The sequence below is a fragment of the Sphingorhabdus sp. Alg231-15 genome (assembly GCF_900149705.1).
Taxonomy (GTDB): domain Bacteria; phylum Pseudomonadota; class Alphaproteobacteria; order Sphingomonadales; family Sphingomonadaceae; genus Parasphingorhabdus.
The window spans coordinates 212,786-231,506 of record NZ_LT703001.1 but is presented as its reverse complement, the minus strand read 5'-3'; the positions used below and the strand labels follow the sequence as shown (position 1 = coordinate 231,506).

Annotated in this window: 19 protein-coding genes; 10 read left to right on the top strand and 9 right to left on the bottom strand. The window is 52.9% G+C overall.

What is annotated here, in order from left to right; all coding sequences use genetic code 11:
• The first annotated feature begins 27 nt into the window (after window positions 1-27).
• Window positions 28-564, top strand: a complete 537-nt coding sequence (rsmD, locus tag DG177_RS01100) for a 16S rRNA (guanine(966)-N(2))-methyltransferase RsmD (RefSeq protein ID WP_108809802.1) — start codon at window positions 28-30, stop codon at window positions 562-564.
• A 21-nt stretch (window positions 565-585) separates the two neighbouring features.
• Here rsmD and DG177_RS17625 read toward each other — a convergent pair whose 3' ends face one another.
• Window positions 586-711 carry a hypothetical protein gene (locus DG177_RS17625; RefSeq protein ID WP_337658409.1) on the bottom strand — a complete coding sequence of 42 codons (126 nt, stop codon included), beginning with the start codon at window positions 709-711 and terminating at the stop codon, window positions 586-588.
• A 157-nt stretch (window positions 712-868) separates the two neighbouring features.
• On the opposite strand from DG177_RS17625, the gene DG177_RS01095 reads away from it, so the two are divergent.
• Window positions 869-3,133, top strand: coding sequence for an ATP-dependent helicase (locus DG177_RS01095; protein ID WP_443216428.1), 2,265 nt, complete (start codon window positions 869-871; stop codon window positions 3,131-3,133).
• Window positions 3,134-3,152: 19 nt separating this feature from the next.
• Here the strand turns inward: DG177_RS01095 and DG177_RS01090 are convergent, their stop codons facing one another.
• A complete protein-coding gene (locus DG177_RS01090; RefSeq protein ID WP_108809801.1) occupies window positions 3,153-3,701 on the bottom strand; it encodes a pseudouridine synthase in 549 nt (182 codons plus the stop codon).
• Window positions 3,702-3,880: 179 nt separating this feature from the next.
• Between DG177_RS01090 and DG177_RS01085 the strand changes: the two genes are divergently transcribed.
• Both DG177_RS01085 and DG177_RS01080 read left to right on the top strand, forming a co-directional pair.
• Window positions 3,881-5,047: a JmjC domain-containing protein gene (locus DG177_RS01085; protein ID WP_108809800.1), complete on the top strand. Its 1,167-nt coding sequence runs from the start codon at window positions 3,881-3,883 to the stop codon at window positions 5,045-5,047.
• Between the two features lie 171 nt (window positions 5,048-5,218).
• Window positions 5,219-6,835: a GMC family oxidoreductase gene (locus DG177_RS01080; RefSeq protein WP_337658408.1), complete on the top strand. Its 1,617-nt coding sequence runs from the start codon at window positions 5,219-5,221 to the stop codon at window positions 6,833-6,835.
• Between the two features lie 6 nt (window positions 6,836-6,841).
• On the opposite strand, the gene DG177_RS01075 is transcribed toward DG177_RS01080, so the two are convergent.
• Window positions 6,842-7,534, bottom strand: a complete 693-nt coding sequence (locus DG177_RS01075) for a L,D-transpeptidase family protein (protein ID WP_337658407.1) — start codon at window positions 7,532-7,534, stop codon at window positions 6,842-6,844.
• Window positions 7,535-7,748: 214 nt separating this feature from the next.
• On the opposite strand from DG177_RS01075, the gene DG177_RS01070 reads away from it, so the two are divergent.
• The 4 genes from DG177_RS01070 to DG177_RS01055 all read left to right on the top strand — a co-directional run bounded on the left by DG177_RS01070 (window position 7,749) and on the right by DG177_RS01055 (window position 11,340).
• On the top strand, window positions 7,749-8,159 hold the full coding sequence (locus tag DG177_RS01070; RefSeq protein WP_108809799.1) for a hypothetical protein: 411 nt from the start codon (window positions 7,749-7,751) through the stop codon (window positions 8,157-8,159).
• Window positions 8,160-8,391: 232 nt separating this feature from the next.
• Window positions 8,392-9,690 carry an MFS transporter gene (locus tag DG177_RS01065; protein ID WP_108809798.1) on the top strand — a complete coding sequence of 433 codons (1,299 nt, stop codon included), beginning with the start codon at window positions 8,392-8,394 and terminating at the stop codon, window positions 9,688-9,690.
• 19 nt (window positions 9,691-9,709) lie between these two features.
• Window positions 9,710-10,630, top strand: a complete 921-nt coding sequence (gene cysK / locus DG177_RS01060) for a cysteine synthase A (protein ID WP_108809797.1) — start codon at window positions 9,710-9,712, stop codon at window positions 10,628-10,630.
• Window positions 10,627-11,340, top strand: coding sequence for a dienelactone hydrolase family protein (locus tag DG177_RS01055; protein WP_108809796.1), 714 nt, complete (start codon window positions 10,627-10,629; stop codon window positions 11,338-11,340). The genes cysK and DG177_RS01055 overlap by 4 nt, the downstream gene beginning before the upstream one ends.
• Window positions 11,341-11,392: 52 nt before the next feature.
• On the opposite strand, the gene DG177_RS01050 is transcribed toward DG177_RS01055, so the two are convergent.
• The 5 genes from DG177_RS01050 to hisI form a co-directional block, all read right to left on the bottom strand.
• A complete protein-coding gene (locus DG177_RS01050; RefSeq protein WP_108809795.1) occupies window positions 11,393-11,671 on the bottom strand; it encodes a hypothetical protein in 279 nt (92 codons plus the stop codon).
• Between the two features lie 167 nt (window positions 11,672-11,838).
• Window positions 11,839-13,641, bottom strand: a complete 1,803-nt coding sequence (locus tag DG177_RS01045; protein ID WP_108809794.1) for an acyl-CoA dehydrogenase C-terminal domain-containing protein — start codon at window positions 13,639-13,641, stop codon at window positions 11,839-11,841.
• Window positions 13,642-13,700: 59 nt separating this feature from the next.
• The gene (locus DG177_RS01040) at window positions 13,701-14,135 is read right to left on the bottom strand and encodes a MerR family transcriptional regulator (RefSeq protein WP_108809793.1); all 435 of its coding nucleotides are present in this window, start codon (window positions 14,133-14,135) and stop codon (window positions 13,701-13,703) included.
• Window positions 14,136-14,172: 37 nt separating this feature from the next.
• A complete protein-coding gene (locus DG177_RS01035) occupies window positions 14,173-14,709 on the bottom strand; it encodes a hypothetical protein (RefSeq protein ID WP_108809792.1) in 537 nt (178 codons plus the stop codon).
• The gene (gene hisI / locus DG177_RS01030) at window positions 14,706-15,080 is read right to left on the bottom strand and encodes a phosphoribosyl-AMP cyclohydrolase (protein ID WP_108809791.1); all 375 of its coding nucleotides are present in this window, start codon (window positions 15,078-15,080) and stop codon (window positions 14,706-14,708) included. The genes DG177_RS01035 and hisI overlap by 4 nt, the downstream gene beginning before the upstream one ends.
• Window positions 15,081-15,278: 198 nt before the next feature.
• Between hisI and purF the strand changes: the two genes are divergently transcribed.
• A complete protein-coding gene (purF, locus tag DG177_RS01025) occupies window positions 15,279-16,772 on the top strand; it encodes an amidophosphoribosyltransferase (protein WP_108812701.1) in 1,494 nt (497 codons plus the stop codon).
• A gap of 14 nt (window positions 16,773-16,786) precedes the next feature.
• Window positions 16,787-17,488, top strand: coding sequence for an SDR family NAD(P)-dependent oxidoreductase (locus tag DG177_RS01020; protein WP_108809790.1), 702 nt, complete (start codon window positions 16,787-16,789; stop codon window positions 17,486-17,488).
• Here the strand turns inward: DG177_RS01020 and DG177_RS01015 are convergent.
• Window positions 17,481-18,713, bottom strand: coding sequence for a serine hydrolase domain-containing protein (locus DG177_RS01015; protein WP_337658406.1), 1,233 nt, complete (start codon window positions 18,711-18,713; stop codon window positions 17,481-17,483). The genes DG177_RS01020 and DG177_RS01015 overlap by 8 nt on opposite strands.
• Window positions 18,714-18,721 lie beyond the last annotated feature (8 nt).

Sequence of the window (18,721 nt, the reverse complement as noted above, 5' to 3'; positions counted from 1 at the left end):
GGCTTGGGAAATGAGGTTTGGGAAATAATGCGGATAATCGCAGGCGAATGGCGTGGACGAAAATTGGTTGCCCCCAAGGGTGAAACTACCCGCCCCACCGCCGACCGCACACGGGAACGGTTATTTTCCATGCTCACAAGCCGGTTGGGCGATTTTGCCGATTTGCAGGTGCTGGATCTGTTCTCCGGTTCCGGTGCGTTAGGATTGGAAGCGTTATCGCGCGGCGCTGCGCATTGTACTTTTGTTGAGCAAGACCGTGAAGCGCTTAAGGCTTTAGAAAAAAATATTGATACGCTCGGTGCAAAGGCGGATGTTCGGATCGGTTCGGTCCTGGCACTCGGGCCAGCGCGCAAATCCTATGACCTGATCCTGATGGATCCGCCTTATGATACCGGTGCAGGAGCGGTCGCCCTGGATAAGCTTGGTCGCCAAAGCTGGTTCGCGCCATCAAGCTGGATTGCGATAGAAACCTCTCGCAAGGAAGAGATTAGTGTAAAAGGCTTTACGTTGGAAAGCCAACGCGAAAGCGGTAAGGCAAGGCTCCATATTATGCGACCCGCCTGATTGCCCTACCACTTCCTAACTTCAGCTAAAGGCCGCCTCATAGGCGGATGCTGTTTCATTCTGTTCATTTTGCGTCTGCGCATAAAAAGTCGTGGTCGCCATCAAGGCTGTTGCAACTATTGCGCTAAACATCAGTCTTTTACTCATTTCGGTTCCATTCCGGGGAGGATTATCAATATGTTCGGTATATGCTGCGACGCAGCACGATAAACAACCTGACCTTTGGGTCATGTCTAAAGTGATATTGGCCTTGCCGCCGCCAACGATGTTCCCTAACTGTTCACCTGTGACCAATGCTGTAAACATGCCCGCCGAAAGCGATCCACCCTATGTGCGGGGATTAAATGCACCGCAGCGTGACGCTGTGCTGACTACTGAGGGACCTGTGCTGGTGCTGGCCGGTGCTGGTACCGGCAAAACCGCTGCTCTAACCCGGCGATTGGCGCATCTGGTCTATTCGCGCAAGGCTTGGCCGTCCGAGATTCTGGCGGTGACCTTCACCAACAAGGCAGCGCGGGAGATGAAAGAGCGGATTGGCACGATTGTGGGTGATGCCGTCGAAGGCATGCCATGGCTCGGAACGTTCCACAGCATTGGTGCGAAAATGCTGCGCCGCCATGCTGAACTGGTCGGCTTGCAAAGCAATTTCACGATTTTGGACACAGATGACCAATTGCGGCTGCTGAAGCAGTTGATACAGGCCGAGGAACTCGACGAAAAACGCTGGCCCGCTCGCTCTCTTGCTGGTTTGATCGATCAATGGAAGAATCGCGGACTGAATCCCACTGATCTCGATGCCAATGAAAACGAGCGCTATGCCAATGGCCGCGGTCAGGAGTTTTATGCGGCCTATCAGGCGCGGCTAAAGACACTAAATGCCTGCGATTTCGGTGATCTGCTGCTTCATATCCTGAACCTGCTCAAAACCGATCGCGAGATTTTGAAGCTCTACCAGGAACGTTTCAAATATATACTTGTCGACGAATATCAGGACACGAATAGCAGCCAGTATCTCTGGCTTAGGTTGCTGGCGCAGGAGCGCAAGAATATCTGCTGTGTCGGCGATGATGACCAGTCCATTTATAGCTGGCGCGGCGCCGAGGTCGCCAATATCCTGCGCTTTGAAAAGGATTTTCCTGATGCCAAAGTTGTCAAGCTGGAGCAGAATTATCGCTCCACGCCGCATATTCTTGCCGCTGCATCTGCCTTAATTGCGAATAATAGCGGACGCCTTGGAAAAACACTCTGGACCGAGGAAGAAGACGGCGAAAAGGTGCAGGTCACCGGTGTCTGGGATGGTCCGGAAGAAGCAAGACGTACCGGCGAGGAAATGGAAAGCCTGCAGCATAAGGATGTTTCGCTGAACGACATGGCGATTCTCGTCCGCGCACAATTCCAAACACGCGAGTTTGAGGACCGATTTATCTCCATCGGCATGCCCTACAAGATTATCGGCGGCTTTCGCTTCTATGAGCGTGCGGAGATTCGGGACGCCCTCGCCTATCTGCGGGTCATAGCGCAACCCGCAGACGATCTCGCCTTTGAACGTATCGTCAATGTACCCAAACGCGGGCTTGGTGATAAAACTGTGGAAAAAATCCACCGGCTCGCGCGGGCGCAAGCTATTCCGCTGGCCGCCGCCGCTTTGAGCATCTGTGATACCGACGAGTTGCCAGCACGGGCCAGAACCACTCTTCAGGAGCTAATGCGCAGTTTTGCAAGGTGGCGCTCCAATGCGGATGAAGTACCCCATGCGGAGCTAGCACAGATTGTCCTTGATGAATGCGGCTATACTACGATGTTGCAAGCAGACCGAACGCCAGAAGCTGCCGGCCGGCTGGAAAACCTCACCGAGCTGACTCGGGCAATGGAAGAATATGAAACGCTTGGCGACTTCCTCGAACATGTCAGCCTCGTCATGGACAATGACGCATCCGATGATGAGGCCAAGGTCACGATCATGACCATGCATGGTGCCAAGGGCCTGGAATATGATTATGTCTTCTGTGCCGGATGGGAGGAAGGTGTGTTCCCCTCCCAGCGCAGTCTTGATGAAGGCGGAATAGCCAGTCTCGAGGAAGAACGTCGCCTCGCTTATGTTGCGATCACGCGGGCCAGAAAGAAATGCACCATATTCCATGCCGCCAATCGTCGGATTTACGGACAATGGACCAGTTCCATTCCTTCCCGTTTCATCGGTGAACTGCCGCCGGAACATATTGAAGAGGAAACCAGCATGATGGGCGGCGAAAGCCTGTGGCGCGCCAACTGGTCGGAGCGCGCAGATCCCTTTGCCGATTCCGCACGCGGATCCACACGAGGACCTGGGTGGAAACGAGCGCGCAATACCGGCAGTTTCGATAGCACGCCCAAAAACATCAAAGAAGCGCGGCGCAGCGCAGTCTCATTGGGCAATAAAGGACGTGATGATATCACCGTCGGCATGCGTGTTTTTCATACCAAGTTCGGCTATGGCGAAGTGATGGAAAAAGAAGGCAATAAGCTTGAAATCCAATTTGAAAAAAGCGGGCAGAAACGCGTGCTTGATAGTTTTGTGGAAGTGACCTGAAACGCACCAAGTTGCGCACCTACAGGTCGATTTTGCGCCATTCACCGGGCTGCAGCTCGTCCAGCGACCAGTCACCAATACGCCACCGCACCAGCCTCAGCGTCGGATGACCGACGGCCGCCGTCATCCTGCGGACTTGCCGGTTACGCCCTTCCCTGATCGTCAGTTTCAACCAGCAATCAGGCACCGTCTTGCGAAACCGTACTGGTGGATCACGTGGCCATAGCGACGGTGCAGGGATCTGTTCGACATCAGCGGGCCGGGTCAAACCGTCCTTCAATCGAACACCTTGGCGCAATTGGCCGAGGCTTGCATCACTCACTTCACCTTCAATCTGAACCAGATAGGTTTTCGGCATCTTGAACTTGGGATCGGAAATCCGCGCCTGCAATTTGCCATCATCGGTCAAAAGCATCAGCCCTTCGCTATCCCGGTCTAGTCGGCCTGCGGGGTAGACCCCCGGCATATCGATGTAGTCCGACAACGTCTCGCGCGTTGTCTCGGTTCCGCGGTCCGTGAATTGTGACAACACATTATGGGGTTTGTTGAACAATATCAGTTGCGCCATGGCACATCTTTGGCATTGATCACCATGAGCGGCAACGTCCTTCAACAAAGAATGAGCATTTGTCGCTACACATCATGCAATCATGTCAAGTGGGTCGTAAGTCCCTCTATGGAAGCGACACTTTGACATCCGGCTTTTATTATCTGTGACTGAACCACCAAATTTCGTACAGAGCCTCAATGAACCTAACGAATTTTGATATCGACACTTTCCTTCGGGACTATTGGCAGCAGAAACCTCTGTTGATCAAAAACTCTTGGGACGGCTGGAGCGATCCGCTTGAACCGGATGATCTGGCCGGCCTTGCGTGCGAACAGGGCGTGGAGTCACGGCTGATAACCCAAACCGGGGATAATCCCGATCTGCCTTGGGTACTGGAGCACGGACCCTTTGCTGAATCGCGATTCAGCAAGCTTGATCACAAGCGCTGGACGCTGCTGGTGCAGGCCGTTGATCATTATGTACCGGAAATTGCCGCACTGATCGAACCGTTTCGTTTTATACCAAACTGGCGTATCGATGACGTGATGGTAAGTTACGCTGCCGATGGCGGCGGTGTCGGGCCGCATTTCGATCAATATGACGTATTTCTGATCCAGGGATCGGGACGCCGGCGATGGCAAGTCGGCGGCCACTGTGATGAAAATTCAGAATTGCTATTCCATAATGATTTGCGGCTGCTGGCCGATTTTGATGCCACCGCCGAATGGATATGCGAACCCGGTGATATTCTTTATGTACCGCCCGGTATTGCTCATAACGGGGTTGCTGTAGGGGATGATTGCATGACCTATTCCATCGGTTTTCGGGCGCCGGCACGTAGCGAGCTAATCGGATATTGGGCCGATGATCTGCTCGCGGATATGCAGGATGATGATCGCTATTGTGATCCGAAACTGAAGGTCCTGAACAATCCGGGCGAGATTCCGGCGGACGCTCTGGACCAGCTACACGCGATGATCACAGAGAAGTTGAACGATCGGGATGCGTTTGCGATGTGGTTCGGACAGTATAGCAGCACGCCGAAATATCCCGACGTCGACTGGCAACCCGATGAACCCCTTCAGATGCTTCAATTGCAGAAATATTTGGCGCGCGGGCTTCAGCTTTATCGCAATCCGGCCAGCCGTTTTTCTTTCATACGGGAGCCTTCGCAAATCCATCTATTTGTCGATGGAAAGCAATTTAATTGCACCGGGGAAAGCGCGATATTTGCTGAAACTTTGTGCGCGCAAAGCGCGATGCACATGGAACAGAAATGGGCACGGTCTGACAAGGTTCAGACGCTGATTTCGGAGCTCTACGGTCTCGGAAGTATTTCATTCGCTCCGCTGGATCAGGACTAGCAACAACAACGCCCGGCTATAGGCCTGTAGACATTGCATAATCATCGCATTTAACAAATTCGGCCAACACACCTATCGCTTTGCCTAACCTATGGGAAAATGATATAATTCAGTTGGTAGGGTCGCTTCTCATGTCGGGGCACATGGGTCCTGGTTGTGTGAGGCAAGCTGGTGATAGTTGACCTGAGGGCGTCCGACCCCTCGACGCGTTTCGAAGCGGACATTTGTATCGTTGGATCAGGTGCTGCCGGCATTACGCTGGCGCGTCGTCTGGATGCGGCGGGTCTGCGGGTCTTGCTACTGGAAAGCGGCGGGATCGACTTTGAGCCTGATATTCAGGCGCTGGCGGATGGACCGTCAACCGGCCATGACTATTATCCGTTAGCGGATTCGCGGTTACGCTTTTTTGGTGGAACGACCGCCATCTGGGGTGGCCGCTGTGCTGAGCTCAACCCGTCGGACCTGGAACGCCGCGACTGGGTGCCGCATAGTGGCTGGCCGATCTCTTTCGAAGAACTGCGGCCTTACTATGACAGTGCCCGGTGGCTGCTCGGATTGCCTGCCCGCCAATCTTCGGACGATCTATGGCCGCAACTCGGCCGTCAACCACCCGCATTTGCACAAGAAGGCCTGACCACCGATTTCTGGCAATTCACGCCGCAGACCGAGCGTTTTACCCTGCGGAAATGCCATGATCTAGTGAAAAGTGATACCGTCCGTATATTGCTGCACGCTACGGTGACCGCTATCAGCACCAACGATGGCGACGGTCAGGTCAATGGGCTGACTGTTAGCGATATTTCTGGCCGGACAGCGTATATCACCGCGAAGCAATATGTACTGGCGGCCGGCGGAATTGACAATGCCCGGCTGCTCCTCGCATCCGGCATTGGCAATAGTCATGATCAGGTCGGCCGCTATTTCATGGAACATCCTCATGCCCGCGGTGGACGGATGGTACAGGGCAGATTTACAGAGTTGCTCAAAAGCCTTCATGGTCGCATGCGAGACCGCAATGGCTATCTTCATGCAGCCTTGATCAGGCCATCATTGGCCATGCAGAAACGGAAAGCTATTTTGAACAGCGGCTTCACCCTTGCCGTCCGTCAGCATGCAGACGCAAATATGGTCGCACCAGTAAAAGCATATAATGGCTTTAAACATGCGCTCTCGCCGACCAAAGCCAATCGATCGCTTTGGCTCAATGTCAAAAAGGCCTCGACCCGGATCAATGAATGGGCTGGATCGCTGCGACCGCGGGCACTCATGGCGATGGGCTGGGAACTCAGCGCGATCATCCGGGCCGAGCAGGCACCCAATCCACAAAGTCGGGTCATATTGGCAAAGGAAACTGATGCGCTTGGCATGCCTTTGGCTGAGTTGGACTGGCGTTTCAGTGCGCTCGACAAACGAAGTGTAAAGATCATGATGCAGTCCTTTGCGGAGGAGCTCGAACGTCTGAAGATCGGCCGGTTTGATCCCGCTCCCTGGCTGGATGATGCAGCGACGCTATGGACAACCGATCCGCTAATATCCGCCCATGCCAAGGGTGGTTATCATCATATGGGTACCACCCGCATGTCCGCATCACCCCGGGATGGTGTTGTCGATGCGACCTGCCGGGTACATGGTCTCGGCAACCTCTACGTTGCAGGCAGTTCGGTTTTCGTCACGTCGGGATGGGCCAATCCAACTCTCGGAATTATGGCACTTAGCTTGCGTCTCGCCGACCATCTGGCGGAACAGGCTGCGCGAATGACCAAAAGCGTTTCAATGGCAAAGGCCTGATTGCGGTCAGCCCGCCACAATCGGTTCACCAAGTCCCAGCCTTTTGCCATTGGTTACGATCACCCGGTCGCCAAGTTCGACTTGCTCGAACAATAGACGCGCAAATTCTTCCGGCACGCCGATACAACCACGCGTGCCATAGCCCCATTTCACCTCTGCGGCATGAATCGCGATCCCGTCATTGGTCAGCCGCAACATATAGGGCATCGGCACATGATAGATGTTGGAGATATGATCCTTGCTCTTTTGGGTAATCGGGAAAACACCGGTCGGTGTTGGTTTCAATGCATCGCCAAATTTGATCACTGCCGCCCCGATTTCATAGCCATCACGGAAGACTGATATCGATTCCGCTTTCAGATCGACAGTGATAACGATCTCACCATCCGGCACCCCTTCATCATCCCACTTGTAATAACCATGCACGAACGGCTCGTCGATCTGCAGGATACGTTTGACGACAAAAGGAGAATTCGAAACAGTCTCGGGGAGCATTGCTGCCTCCTCCTGCTCGGCATCCATCGCCACAGCCTCGACGGCCACTTTCTCTTCCAATACCGTAACCGCCGGCAGAGGCTCCGCGGCTATCGGTTTTGCAGCAAAGGCACGAACAAGACCAAGAGCGATCAGGCCCAGAACAGAAAAGCCGACCACTATCAATATCGCCGCGCTGATCCGCATCGCTATCTGCTTTGTCATGTTCCAAACCTCCTGTTCGATTAAGAGGCTGGTTACCAAAAACGACAGGGAGCAACCATCGACCATTTCAGCCTGTACCGCTTGGAGACGCAGACGAACCAAATATTAAAAAATACCGTTAAACTGCCCGAGGAGAGCAATATTTGGTGCTTGCCTCAGAAAAGTTCACATTTTGTTCTTTCCTACAATTATGGGTCTGTGACATATTGTTTTCATGACTGATATTTCTCCTGCGCGCACCGCGCCTATCGCCGGTGAGGACGATCTGCTTGTCTTCACTCCTGTTCCCTTTGCCGTGAAGCGCTTCGGTGGCTGGACACCTAATCGCCAGCGCAAGTTTATCTATCACCTGTCTCGTATCGGTGTTGTCTCCGCCGCGGCCAGAGCCGTTGGAATGACCCGCGATTCCGCCTATAAGCTGCGTAGCCGCGCAGGTGCAGGAAGCTTTGCCGCCGCCTGGGATCTGGCTCAGGAAATGGGTCATGGTAATGCCGATGACCACGCCATTACAAGAGCCATTGAAGGTTATACCGTGCCCTATTTTTGTCGTGGTCTGAAGCGCGGCGAAATCCGGCGCTATGACAACCGGTTGTTGCTCGCGTCACTGGCTTCGCGCAGCAGATAGAATTCGATTCAACGTCGACAAAAAACGGTTCGACAGAATTTCGCCTCCGTTTTGCGTATCATTTGTATAATTTCTCGGCGCGTACAACGGGCTTCAGCGGCCTGCTTGATGACCGTTAATCGACATAACCATCATCACAATATCCTTCGGTGGATAAACAAATTTTTGCTGTCCAGCGAAGAGAGACTTGCCTAGAACCAGATATAATCATTGATCGCCACAGAAAATATAAATCATCGAACAGCGCGCACCTCATCCCTTTAGCATAGCCAATTACCGCTACCTCTGGTTCTCGCGGTTGTCGTCGATGTTCGCGCTCTACGCGATGATGCTGATCCTCGGCTGGCAGGCTTATAATCTTGCGCGCGAAGACATGGGTGTCGGTGCGTCGGCCGGCATATTGGGATTACTCGGGCTTTTGCAGTTCGTACCTTTGTTTATCCTGACTCCGCTTGTCGGTTGGGTGGCGGATCATCTGGATCGCCGTTGGATTGCGCGGATAGTTCTTGGCGTACAGGCAGCTATTGCGCTGGTCCTCGGTTTGCTCACCGTCAGCGGTGAAATCACCTTATGGGCCATTTACATCATTTCCGTCCTGCTAGGCATTTGCCGCGCATTTCTCGGGCCGGCAGTCACTTCCCTGGCCCCCAATTTGGTACCAAAAGAGTCGCTACCGCGTGCGATTGCACTGTCTACCATAGCCTGGCAAGTCGGCGTCATTGCCGGCCCTGGCATGGCCGGACCGCTTTACAAGATCGCGCCATCCCTGCCCTATTTCGTCTGCGCAGCGCTTTATGCGCTGGCCATGCTTTCGATATTCATGATCGGACCAGTCACACGCAGCGCGATTGATCGGACCAAGGGACCATTGCGTCAGGTGATGGATGGCATGTCCTACGTCTGGACCAACAAGCTGGTACTCGGTGCTATCACGCTCGATCTACTTGTCATGTTCCTCGCAGGGGCAACTGCGATGATTCCGGTATTTGCGAAAGATATTTTGGGCGCCGGCGAGATCGGTCTGTCATTGCTGGCAGCTTCACCAGCGGTCGGCGCGGTCATTGTCGCCGGGATATTCTCCTTTGCACCACTGTCCCGCAATGTCGGCAATATGATGCTCATCGCGATGGCGGTTTTCGGCTTGGGGACGATTGGATTTGGGTTGAGTACATCCTTACCCCTGTCAATGGCCTGCCTCGCATTGTGCGGTGCCGCTGACATGTTCGGAGTCTATGTGCGCAGTTCGCTAATCCAGCTCCACACGCCTGATGACCGACGCGGGCGCGTGAACGCCGTCAGCCAGATGACGATCAGTGCATCCAATGAGCTGGGTGATGCCCTGTCAGGCGGATTGGCCGTGCTATTTGGCCCTATTGCAGCCATTGTCGCGGGCGGTGCCGGTGCTATAGTGGTTACTGGAATTTGGTCACGGCTATTTCCCCAACTGGGTGCGGCCAAGACGTTTGATCCGCCCCCGGACTTGGAAGCAGACATAAAAAAAGAAGACAAATCAGTCACTAGTGCTACATAATGAATCAGGAGACAGAGCAATGATCGCAAACACCATTCTCGATACAATCGGCAATACGCCCCATATCAAAATGCAACGCCTGTTTGGTGATGCGAATGTCTGGATCAAATCCGAACGCTCCAATCCGGGTGGGTCGATTAAGGACCGGATCGCACTCGCAATGATCGAAGATGCTGAACAATCCGGGGCACTCAAACCTGGCGGCACAATCATTGAACCGACATCGGGTAATACTGGTGTTGGCCTTGCCATGGTAGCAGCGGTCAAAGGCTATAAGCTGATACTAGTCATGCCTGAATCCATGTCATTGGAACGCCGCCGGCTAATGCTCGCTTATGGCGCAAGCTTTGATCTCAGCCCGAAAGAAAAGGGCATGAAAGGCGCGATCGAACGAGCGCAGGAACTGATTGACTCCACCCCTGGTGCATGGATGCCGCAACAATTTGAAAATCCGGCCAATTTTGAAGTGCACAAAAGGACAACAGCACAAGAAATACTGGCAGACTTCAAAGATAATCCGCTTGATGCAATCATCACCGGTGTCGGTACTGGCGGCCATATAACGGGCGTTGCGGAAGTGCTGAAGGAGGAATGGAGCAATCTGAAGGTCTACGCGGTTGAACCTGTCGGTTCCCCTGTCATCAGCGGCGGCCAGCCCGGTCCGCATCCAATTCAGGGCATTGGTGCCGGTTTCATTCCCGGCAATCTACATACCCAAAGCATTGACGGCGCGATTCAGGTTGAGCCAGCCGATGCCAAGGCGATGGCGCTTCGCGCTGCCAAAGAGGAAGGAATGCTCATCGGGATCAGTTCGGGCGCGACCATGTCCGCCATTGCGCAAAAGCTTTCAGAGCTAGGCGACGGAGCCAACATACTCGGCTTTAACTATGATACGGGTGAGCGCTATCTTTCCGTGCCGGAATTTTTGCCCGAAGAATGAGCTCAATTGAAGTCAACACCTTCACCTACAATCACGGTGAACTCGAGCTGGCGGGCTATATGGCCCAGCCAAGCCGTTATCCGCGCGCCGCGATATTGATTGTCCCGACCATTGCAGGTCCGAACAAGATCATGTTTGATCGCGCGCGGTGGCTGGCGTCTATCGGCTATTCGGCGATGGTCTGTGATATTTATGGCCAAGGTGAAGTAACCGATAATCGCATCGCGCAAAGCATGGCGAACAGCTTGCGGGCCGATCCAGAAAATTATCGGGCACGGTTTCGCTGCGCTCTTGATGAACTGCGCAAACGCTCAAAGCTGGCGAACCAACGGATCGCTGCGATCGGTTACTGTATGGGTGGAGAAATCGTGCTGGAAATGGCGCGTGGCGGCGAAGATATTGCTCTCGTCGTCAGCTTTCATGGACTTTTGGCAACTCCCCTGCCCGCCAAGAGGGGCGCGATCAAGGCTCGTATGCTCGTCTGTCACGGCCGTGCTGATCCTCTGGTTCCGCCGAAGCAGGTGCGCGCCTTTATGGAGGAAATGGACTTTGCGGGAGCCGATTGTCACATGCACACTTATACCGGCGTGGTGCATGGTTTTACGGATCCGGCCAGCGATGGAAAGCCACTCGATGCAGTAGCTTATAACAAATCGGCAGATCTGCAGAGTAAAGCCGCAATGCTGAGTATGTTCGAAGAACTTTTCTAAAAAAAGCGCCGGGCAAGTGCGACCCGACCCGGCGCTTTAAGACAAAATGGCGTTAATCGGGTTTACCGTCGCCATCATCGTCAAGAAGGTCGGGTTTGCCGTCGCCGTCAGTATCCCAGGCATCGGGCTGGCCATCACCGCTGCGGTCCCAAGCATCCATGGTGCCGTCACCATCGGTATCAATGGTCGGGGCCGGAATTTCCGATTCCATCGGTTCTTCCTGGGTATCCTGAGCAGCAACTGCACCGGTTGCCATGGAGACGCCAACACCGACGGTCACGAGATAGGGTGTCAGCCTCCGCTTCGGCTTTAAAGTTGTTTTGGAATGCATTGCATCTACTCCTAATGCGGATCATTCCCCTGTCATTTACAGCAATGTGCTACCGCTGCCCTCTCTTCAAGAAGGCAGCGGTTAAGCGAGATAAAAATCAGACTTTTCGGCCGGCTTTTGTCGCCTATCGCGCCAGAGCCACAATCTGCCGCAACCGGTCCAATGAGTTAAGCGACGGCGAACATCTTGGGATCGAGCGCCATGATAGCTTCACTGCCGCCTTCAATCTTGCGCCGCAGCGAGCCCGCATCCGGAAAGAACCGCTCCGAGAAATATTGTGCGGTAACCAGCTTGGATTCGTAGAAATCAGGATTGTCATCGCCAGCTGCTAATGCCTCCGATGCAGCCTTCGCCATCCGGAGCCACATCAGGCCCAAAGCGACAATCCCCATGATATGCATGTAATGATGCGCGCCCGCTCCGGCATTGTTCGGATTTGCCATGGCGTTCTGCATGAACCACATGGTTGCTTTTTGCAGCTCGCCAGTGGCTTTTTCCAAGCCTTCGGCAAAACTCTTCAGCTTGTCATCGCCTTTGGCCTCTTCGACTTCTTTGGTTATCACGGCGAATAGAGCCTGCACTCCGCGGCCACCATTTTGAGCCAGCTTGCGGCCCACTAGATCCATGGCCTGAATACCGTTTGTGCCTTCGTAAATCATGGCGATGCGCGCATCGCGGACATATTGTTCCATGCCCCACTCGCCGATATAACCATGACCTCCGTAAACCTGCTGAGCATTTGTTGCAATCTCATAGCCCTTGTCGGTACCATATCCCTTGATAACAGGCGTCAGCAGTGACAGCAGATCATCTGCCATCTGGCGATCTTCTTCCGATTGCGCCTTGTGAATTAGGTCCGCTTGCAGAGCACCCCAAAGACACAATGCACGCATTCCTTCGGTAAATGCCTTTGCATCCAGCAACATCCGGCGAACATCAGGATGAACGAACAACGTATCGGCTTTTTCTTCTAGGTCTTCCGGACCAGTCAACGCCCTACCCTGACGACGATCATTGGCATAGTGTACGGCATTTTGATAAGCGACTTCAGCAACACCAAGGCCTTGTTGGCCCACGCCCAGTCGCGCAACATTCATCATGATGAACATCGCCGCTAGGCCTTTATTCTCTTCGCCAACCAGATAACCGGTCGCGCCATCATAGTTCATGACGCACGTGGAATTTCCGTGGATGCCCATTTTATGTTCGATAGAACCACAAGACACATCATTCTTATCTCCGAGACTTCCGTCCTCATTGACAATGAATTTTGGAACGATGAACAAGGAAATTCCCTTTACGCTCTCTGGTGCATCCGGTGTCTTCGCCAGCACCAGATGAATGATATTCTCGGACATGTCGTGTTCACCGGAAGAGATGAAAATCTTAGTGCCGGTAATCGCATGGGACCCGTCAGCATTAGGCACAGCCTTTGTCCTGATAAGCCCCAGATCCGTGCCGCAATGCGGTTCGGTTAGGTTCATCGTACCCGTCCATTCGCCGGAAAGCATTTTGGGAACAAACTTGGCTTTCTGCTCGTCGCTGCCTTTTGCGAGGATCGATGATATTGCGCCGTGAGTTAGGCCCGGATACATGGCGAAGGCCATATTGCCACTCGCCATATATTCTTCAAATGCCATCGAGACGATATGCGGCAGCCCCTGGCCGCCAAATTCCTCTGGTCCGGACAAAGTGCCCCAGCCTGCTTCGCAATATTGTTTGTAAGCATCCTTGAAGCCTGTCGGTGTTGTCACGCTGCCATCTTCATGGCGCGTACACCCCTCCAGATCTCCTACTTGATTAAGCGGAAACAGCACGTTTTCGATAAATTTGCTGCCCTCGGTTAAAATCGCATCGATCATTTCCGGCGTTGCGTTTTCAAACCCGGGAAGGTTCGAAAATCGTTCCACACCGAGCACATTGTTGATGACGAATTGCGTGTCGCGGACGGGTGCTTGATAACTTGGCATTATCTAAAACTTTCTCTTAAATTGATTTCAGCCAGAAAATACTGGCGAACTATCCTCTATTATTGCTGTGCTTTGGCGGCCGTCACGGCGTCCCGCACAATCTTGATAAATTCTGTTAGCTCCTTGATTGAGCTATCAATGTCATTTCTTTGCTTTTTCAGCAGATCGACCTTCTCTTGGCATTTGTCGAGTGTCACCTTCATCTGCGTGACACGTCCGTCGCCCAAATCATAGAGGTCGATCATCTCGCGAATCTCGGTCAGGCTGAAACCGACGTTCTTTGCTCGCATGATCCACGCAAGTCGTGCGCGATCCCTTTTGGTATAAATACGCGCCAGCCCCTTGCGATGAGGAGCAATCAGCCCCTCGTCCTCATAGAAACGAAGCGCGCGAGCGGTAACCCCAAATTCCTCCGACAAATCCGAAATCGTAAAGTTTTCGCGATTTTTAAGGTCAGGTGTATCAATCTCGGCATGACTGAGTGCTTTTGACATGACTATCTTATAGCTTACGCTAACGTAAACGTCAATATCAACCGCTAGGGCATAGGTTCTCGATTTCGCGACCCCGCGTCGAGCGCGCCACCGCATCGCCTTCACCAACCAGATAGAAGCTTACTCCGTTAAGTCCGGCGCGCGGAGTGCAATAGCTTTCGCAGGACTCGGGCAAGTCACCGGGCATTTGCAAAGCAACGCCGTCAAAACTTGCAGTAAAACTGCATCGCTGCTCGCTGTCTAATGTGATGGTAACTCGTTCGCCATTCCGTTCCGCTGATCCGAGCCCCTCGCATTTACTATCAGGGCCAAAAACCGCGAGGAGACCAACTTGATATCCTCGCTCATCATTGCCGACTGCGCAAAAACGATCTTCGCCGAGATCACTCTGTCTTTCGAAAGCACCTGACAAGCTGACATTGCGAACATCCGGGATAACTCCAGCGTCAATAGCGGCTTGTTCCAAGGAAGAAGGTTGTTCTTCCGGACCATCAGCTGCGTCGCCTCGCCCTGCCTCGATTTGGTCGCAGCTAGCGAGCAGGAAAGCGAACAACAGGACGCAAACCTGTTTCACTCAACATGCTCCAGCATGCCGTTCTCGATTTTGCGATAGAAACAACTTTTTGCTCCAGTGTGGCAGGTGGGACCAGCGGGTTTCGCTTTGACCCAGATCGCATCTTGATCGCAATCGATCCTTAGCTCGCTGACATTCAGTATATTTCCCGACGTTTCGCCTTTCTTCCAAAGCGACTGACGGCTCCTTGAATAAAAGTGCACGACACCCGTTTTTTGAGTTAGCTCGAGCGCATCAGCATTCATGAATGCGATCACCAGAACATCACCTGACGAATCGTCGGTGACCACTGCTGCGATCAAACCATTCGAATCATATTTTGGATTAAGCGTTGATCCGGTCTCCCGGTCATTGTTTTTATTCTCTGTCATTCCTTCGGATTAGGTCTCCAAATCGTTCAGTGCAACGCAAAACCGGTCTTTCTGCAATTGTGTCCGATGGCTCCCGATAAATATGATATTTTTATGACCAAGGGGGAAGACAAAGCAGGGAATCAAATCTATATCCCTGCCATCTCCCCACTGACGTTAACTAGGCGTCGATATTTTGGGCAGCAAACAAGGTGCGATATGCTTACAACCCACCCGTTTGAAGATGACAAGCTACGAGAGGAATGCGGCGTTTTTGGCGTCGCTGGAGTCGAAGACGCCGCAGCGATGGTCGCGCTGGGCCTTCACGCTTTACAGCATCGCGGACAGGAAGCGGCAGGAATCACCTGTCGCAATGGCAGGGAATTCTACAGTCATCGAGCCCTTGGCCCAGTGGCAGGGAATTTCGATAGCCAGGAAGTCATGGACAAGCTGCGCGGCGATTACGCATGTGGCCATGTCCGCTATTCAACGACCGGGGCTGGAACATTGCGTAACATTCAACCGCTGGAGGCAGACCTTGCATCCGGCGGTTTTGCTATTGCTCATAACGGGAATATATCCAATGCCCTAAAACTCCGCCATGAGCTGGTGCAGAATGGATCGATTTTCCAATCGACAAGCGATACCGAGGTGATCATCCATCTGCTGGCAACGTCAAAATACCGAACGTTGCTCGACAAGTTTATAGATGCCCTTCGGAAGGTTGAAGGCGCCTATTCACTCATTTGCATGACACCCGACGGAATGATCGCATGCCGAGATCCACTGGGTATCAGACCCTTGGTTATTGGCAAAATTGGCGATGCCTATGTCTTCGCGTCAGAGACTGTTGCGCTGGATCTCGTGGGTGCGGAATATGTCAGAAGCGTTGATGCCGGGGAATTGATTGTGGTTTCCAATGGAGAAATGCGATCTCACAGGCCATTTGGATCAACCAATGCTCGTCCCTGCATCTTCGAACATGTCTATTTCTCGCGGCCCGACTCCATTGTGGACGGCTCATCAGTTTATAGCGTGCGCAAAGAAATCGGTGCACAGCTTGCCATCGAAAATCCAGTTGATGCCGACTATGTCATACCAGTTCCGGATAGCGGAACACCGGCAGCCATCGGATATGCAGAACAATCAGGCATCCCTTTTGAATTAGGGATTATTCGCTCCCATTATGTTGGTCGCACTTTCATTCAACCTGGTGACGGAGTCCGTCATCTTGGCGTAAAGCTCAAACATAATGCAAACAGACCGCTGGTGAACGGCAAGAAGATTGTCTTGATTGACGACAGCATTGTGCGCGGAACAACCAGCCTGAAAATTGTTCAAATGATGCGCGAAGCTGGGGCAGCAGAAGTGCATATGCGGATCGCCAGCCCACCGACAATGCATAGCTGCTTTTACGGCGTTAACACGCCAACGCGCGAAAAGTTGCTAGCTGCGATGAAATCCGTCGAACAGATGTGTGAATATATTCAAGCTGATAGCCTCTCCTTCATTTCCATTGATGGCCTCTACAAAGCCGTTGGTGAAGAAGCACGCCAGGAGGCAGAGCCACAATATTGTGATGCTTGCTTCACCGGTGCTTATCCGACGCCGCTTACAGATCAGGAGGGTGGACAACAGCCTGATCAACTCACTCTGTTAAATGAGAAAGTGGCCGCAAAAGAAACACCGATATTGGTCGAGCAAGTTGGATAGGTTTGAATTTGCCAATGAGTTTTGAAAATCAACTGGCGCTGGTTACCGGCGCAAGCCGTGGTATTGGGGCTGCGACTGCAATTGCATTGGCCGCAAAGGGCGCTCATGTCATATTGACAGCGCGCACGGCGAAAGAACTCGAAGAGGTCGAGGAGAAAATTCATCAAGCAGGAGGTCACGCCACGATAGCACCGCTTGATTTGACGGACGGTGATAGCATTGGCAGGCTTGCTCAAGCAATTTCGGAGCGCTGGGAGGCGCTTGATATTTTGGTACTCAATGCAGCTATGCTAGGGACATTGACGCCGGTTCCGGCAATTGATGGCAAAGAGTTTAACAGCATTTTGACCCTCAACCTGATCGCGCAACAAGCTCTTATCGCTGCATTTGATCCGATGATGCGCAAAAGCGAAGATGCACGCTTGCTCGCCATTACCAGCAGTGTCGGCCGATCTCCCCGCGCGTTTTGGGGTGCCTATGGGGCTTCCAAAGCCGCGCTGGAAACGCTGGTGATCAGCTATGGTGAGGAGATGCGCAATCTGGGCAAGTTACGGACCGCGATTATCAATCCTGGCCGCACTCGTACCAACATGAGGGCAAGCGCATATCCCGGTGAAGACCCGCAATCCGTAAAACCGCCCGAGGTTGTTGCTGATCGTATGGTTGAAATTCTCACCAGTAGTTTTGAGACTGGCGAGAGCTTCGATATCAGTTAACCGCAGCCGTTTCGGTAGCCTCGCCATCCTCTGAATCCAAATAGGTTTTCACCGCATTGAAAAAGGCGATGCGCTGGTCCTTCTGCGCATCAGGAGTCGCGCTGGGCCAATTGCCATTACTGGCGATCACCAGTTTCCGAGATGGATCAATAAATATCCCCTGTCCGAAGATGCCTTGGCCGGCAAAGCTGCCATCATCAAAGGTCCACCATTGATAACCATAGCCGCGCCCGGGATCCCCTATATCCGCTTGTTTCGTTCCGGCTTTTGCAAACCAACCATCAGGCACGATCGATTCGTCACCGATCATGCCACCATTCATCGCCAACTGACCAAAGAGTGCATAGTCCCTGACAGTGGCAGAGATGCAGCAACCACCAATTTCCTTGCCGCCCTCATTGAGCAGCCATTCCCCGTCCTGCGCCATCCCATATGGTGACCAGACTTTTTCAGAAAGATATTCGGATATCGTTTTGCCCGTGGCCTTTGCCACCAACACACCAATGAGATTGGTTTCACCAGTATTATATTGCCAGCGCGTGCCAGGCTCTGCTTCGCTTTTCAGCGTCTTCATGTACACGATAATCGGATCAACACCGTCAACCGGCTTGGTATTGTTAAACAATGCCACATCGGATTTTGGATCAGCATAGTCCTCATTCCATTGCACACCGGATGTCATGGTCAACAGCTGCTCGACCGTCACGCCGTCATAACCACTGCCTTGCAGCTCGGGGATATAATCCGTCAGCGGATCATTGATGGATTTGATGAAACCGTCTTTGATGGCCGCGCCGACCATTGTCGACACCAAGGATTTCGCGACCGAGAAAGACGTCCAGCGATCATCTTTGCCGAATTCCATACGATATTCTTCCAGTCGGATTTTTCCGTCCTGCAATATCACAATACCGGCAGTACGCTGGTCAGTCATATATTGGTCGACCGACAGCATCTGGCCATCGATCTGAAATTCTTTGGGAAGCGATTCGCCTTTTTCCCAGACCTTAGGATTTGAGCCGGCCTCAATCGTGTTGGATGGCACAAGCACATCCATCATCCGGAAGGCTTTGTTGCGCTGATCATCGGTCCAAAACAGGATATTCTTGTCAGTCGGTAGTCCAGCAGCATCAGCCGCGACTTCCTTGACCTTCTGGCAACCAGGCAGTGCCAGACACAGTCCAACGCCGGTCATCGCTAGCATCAGCTTTTTTCCTAAACCCATGATCCACT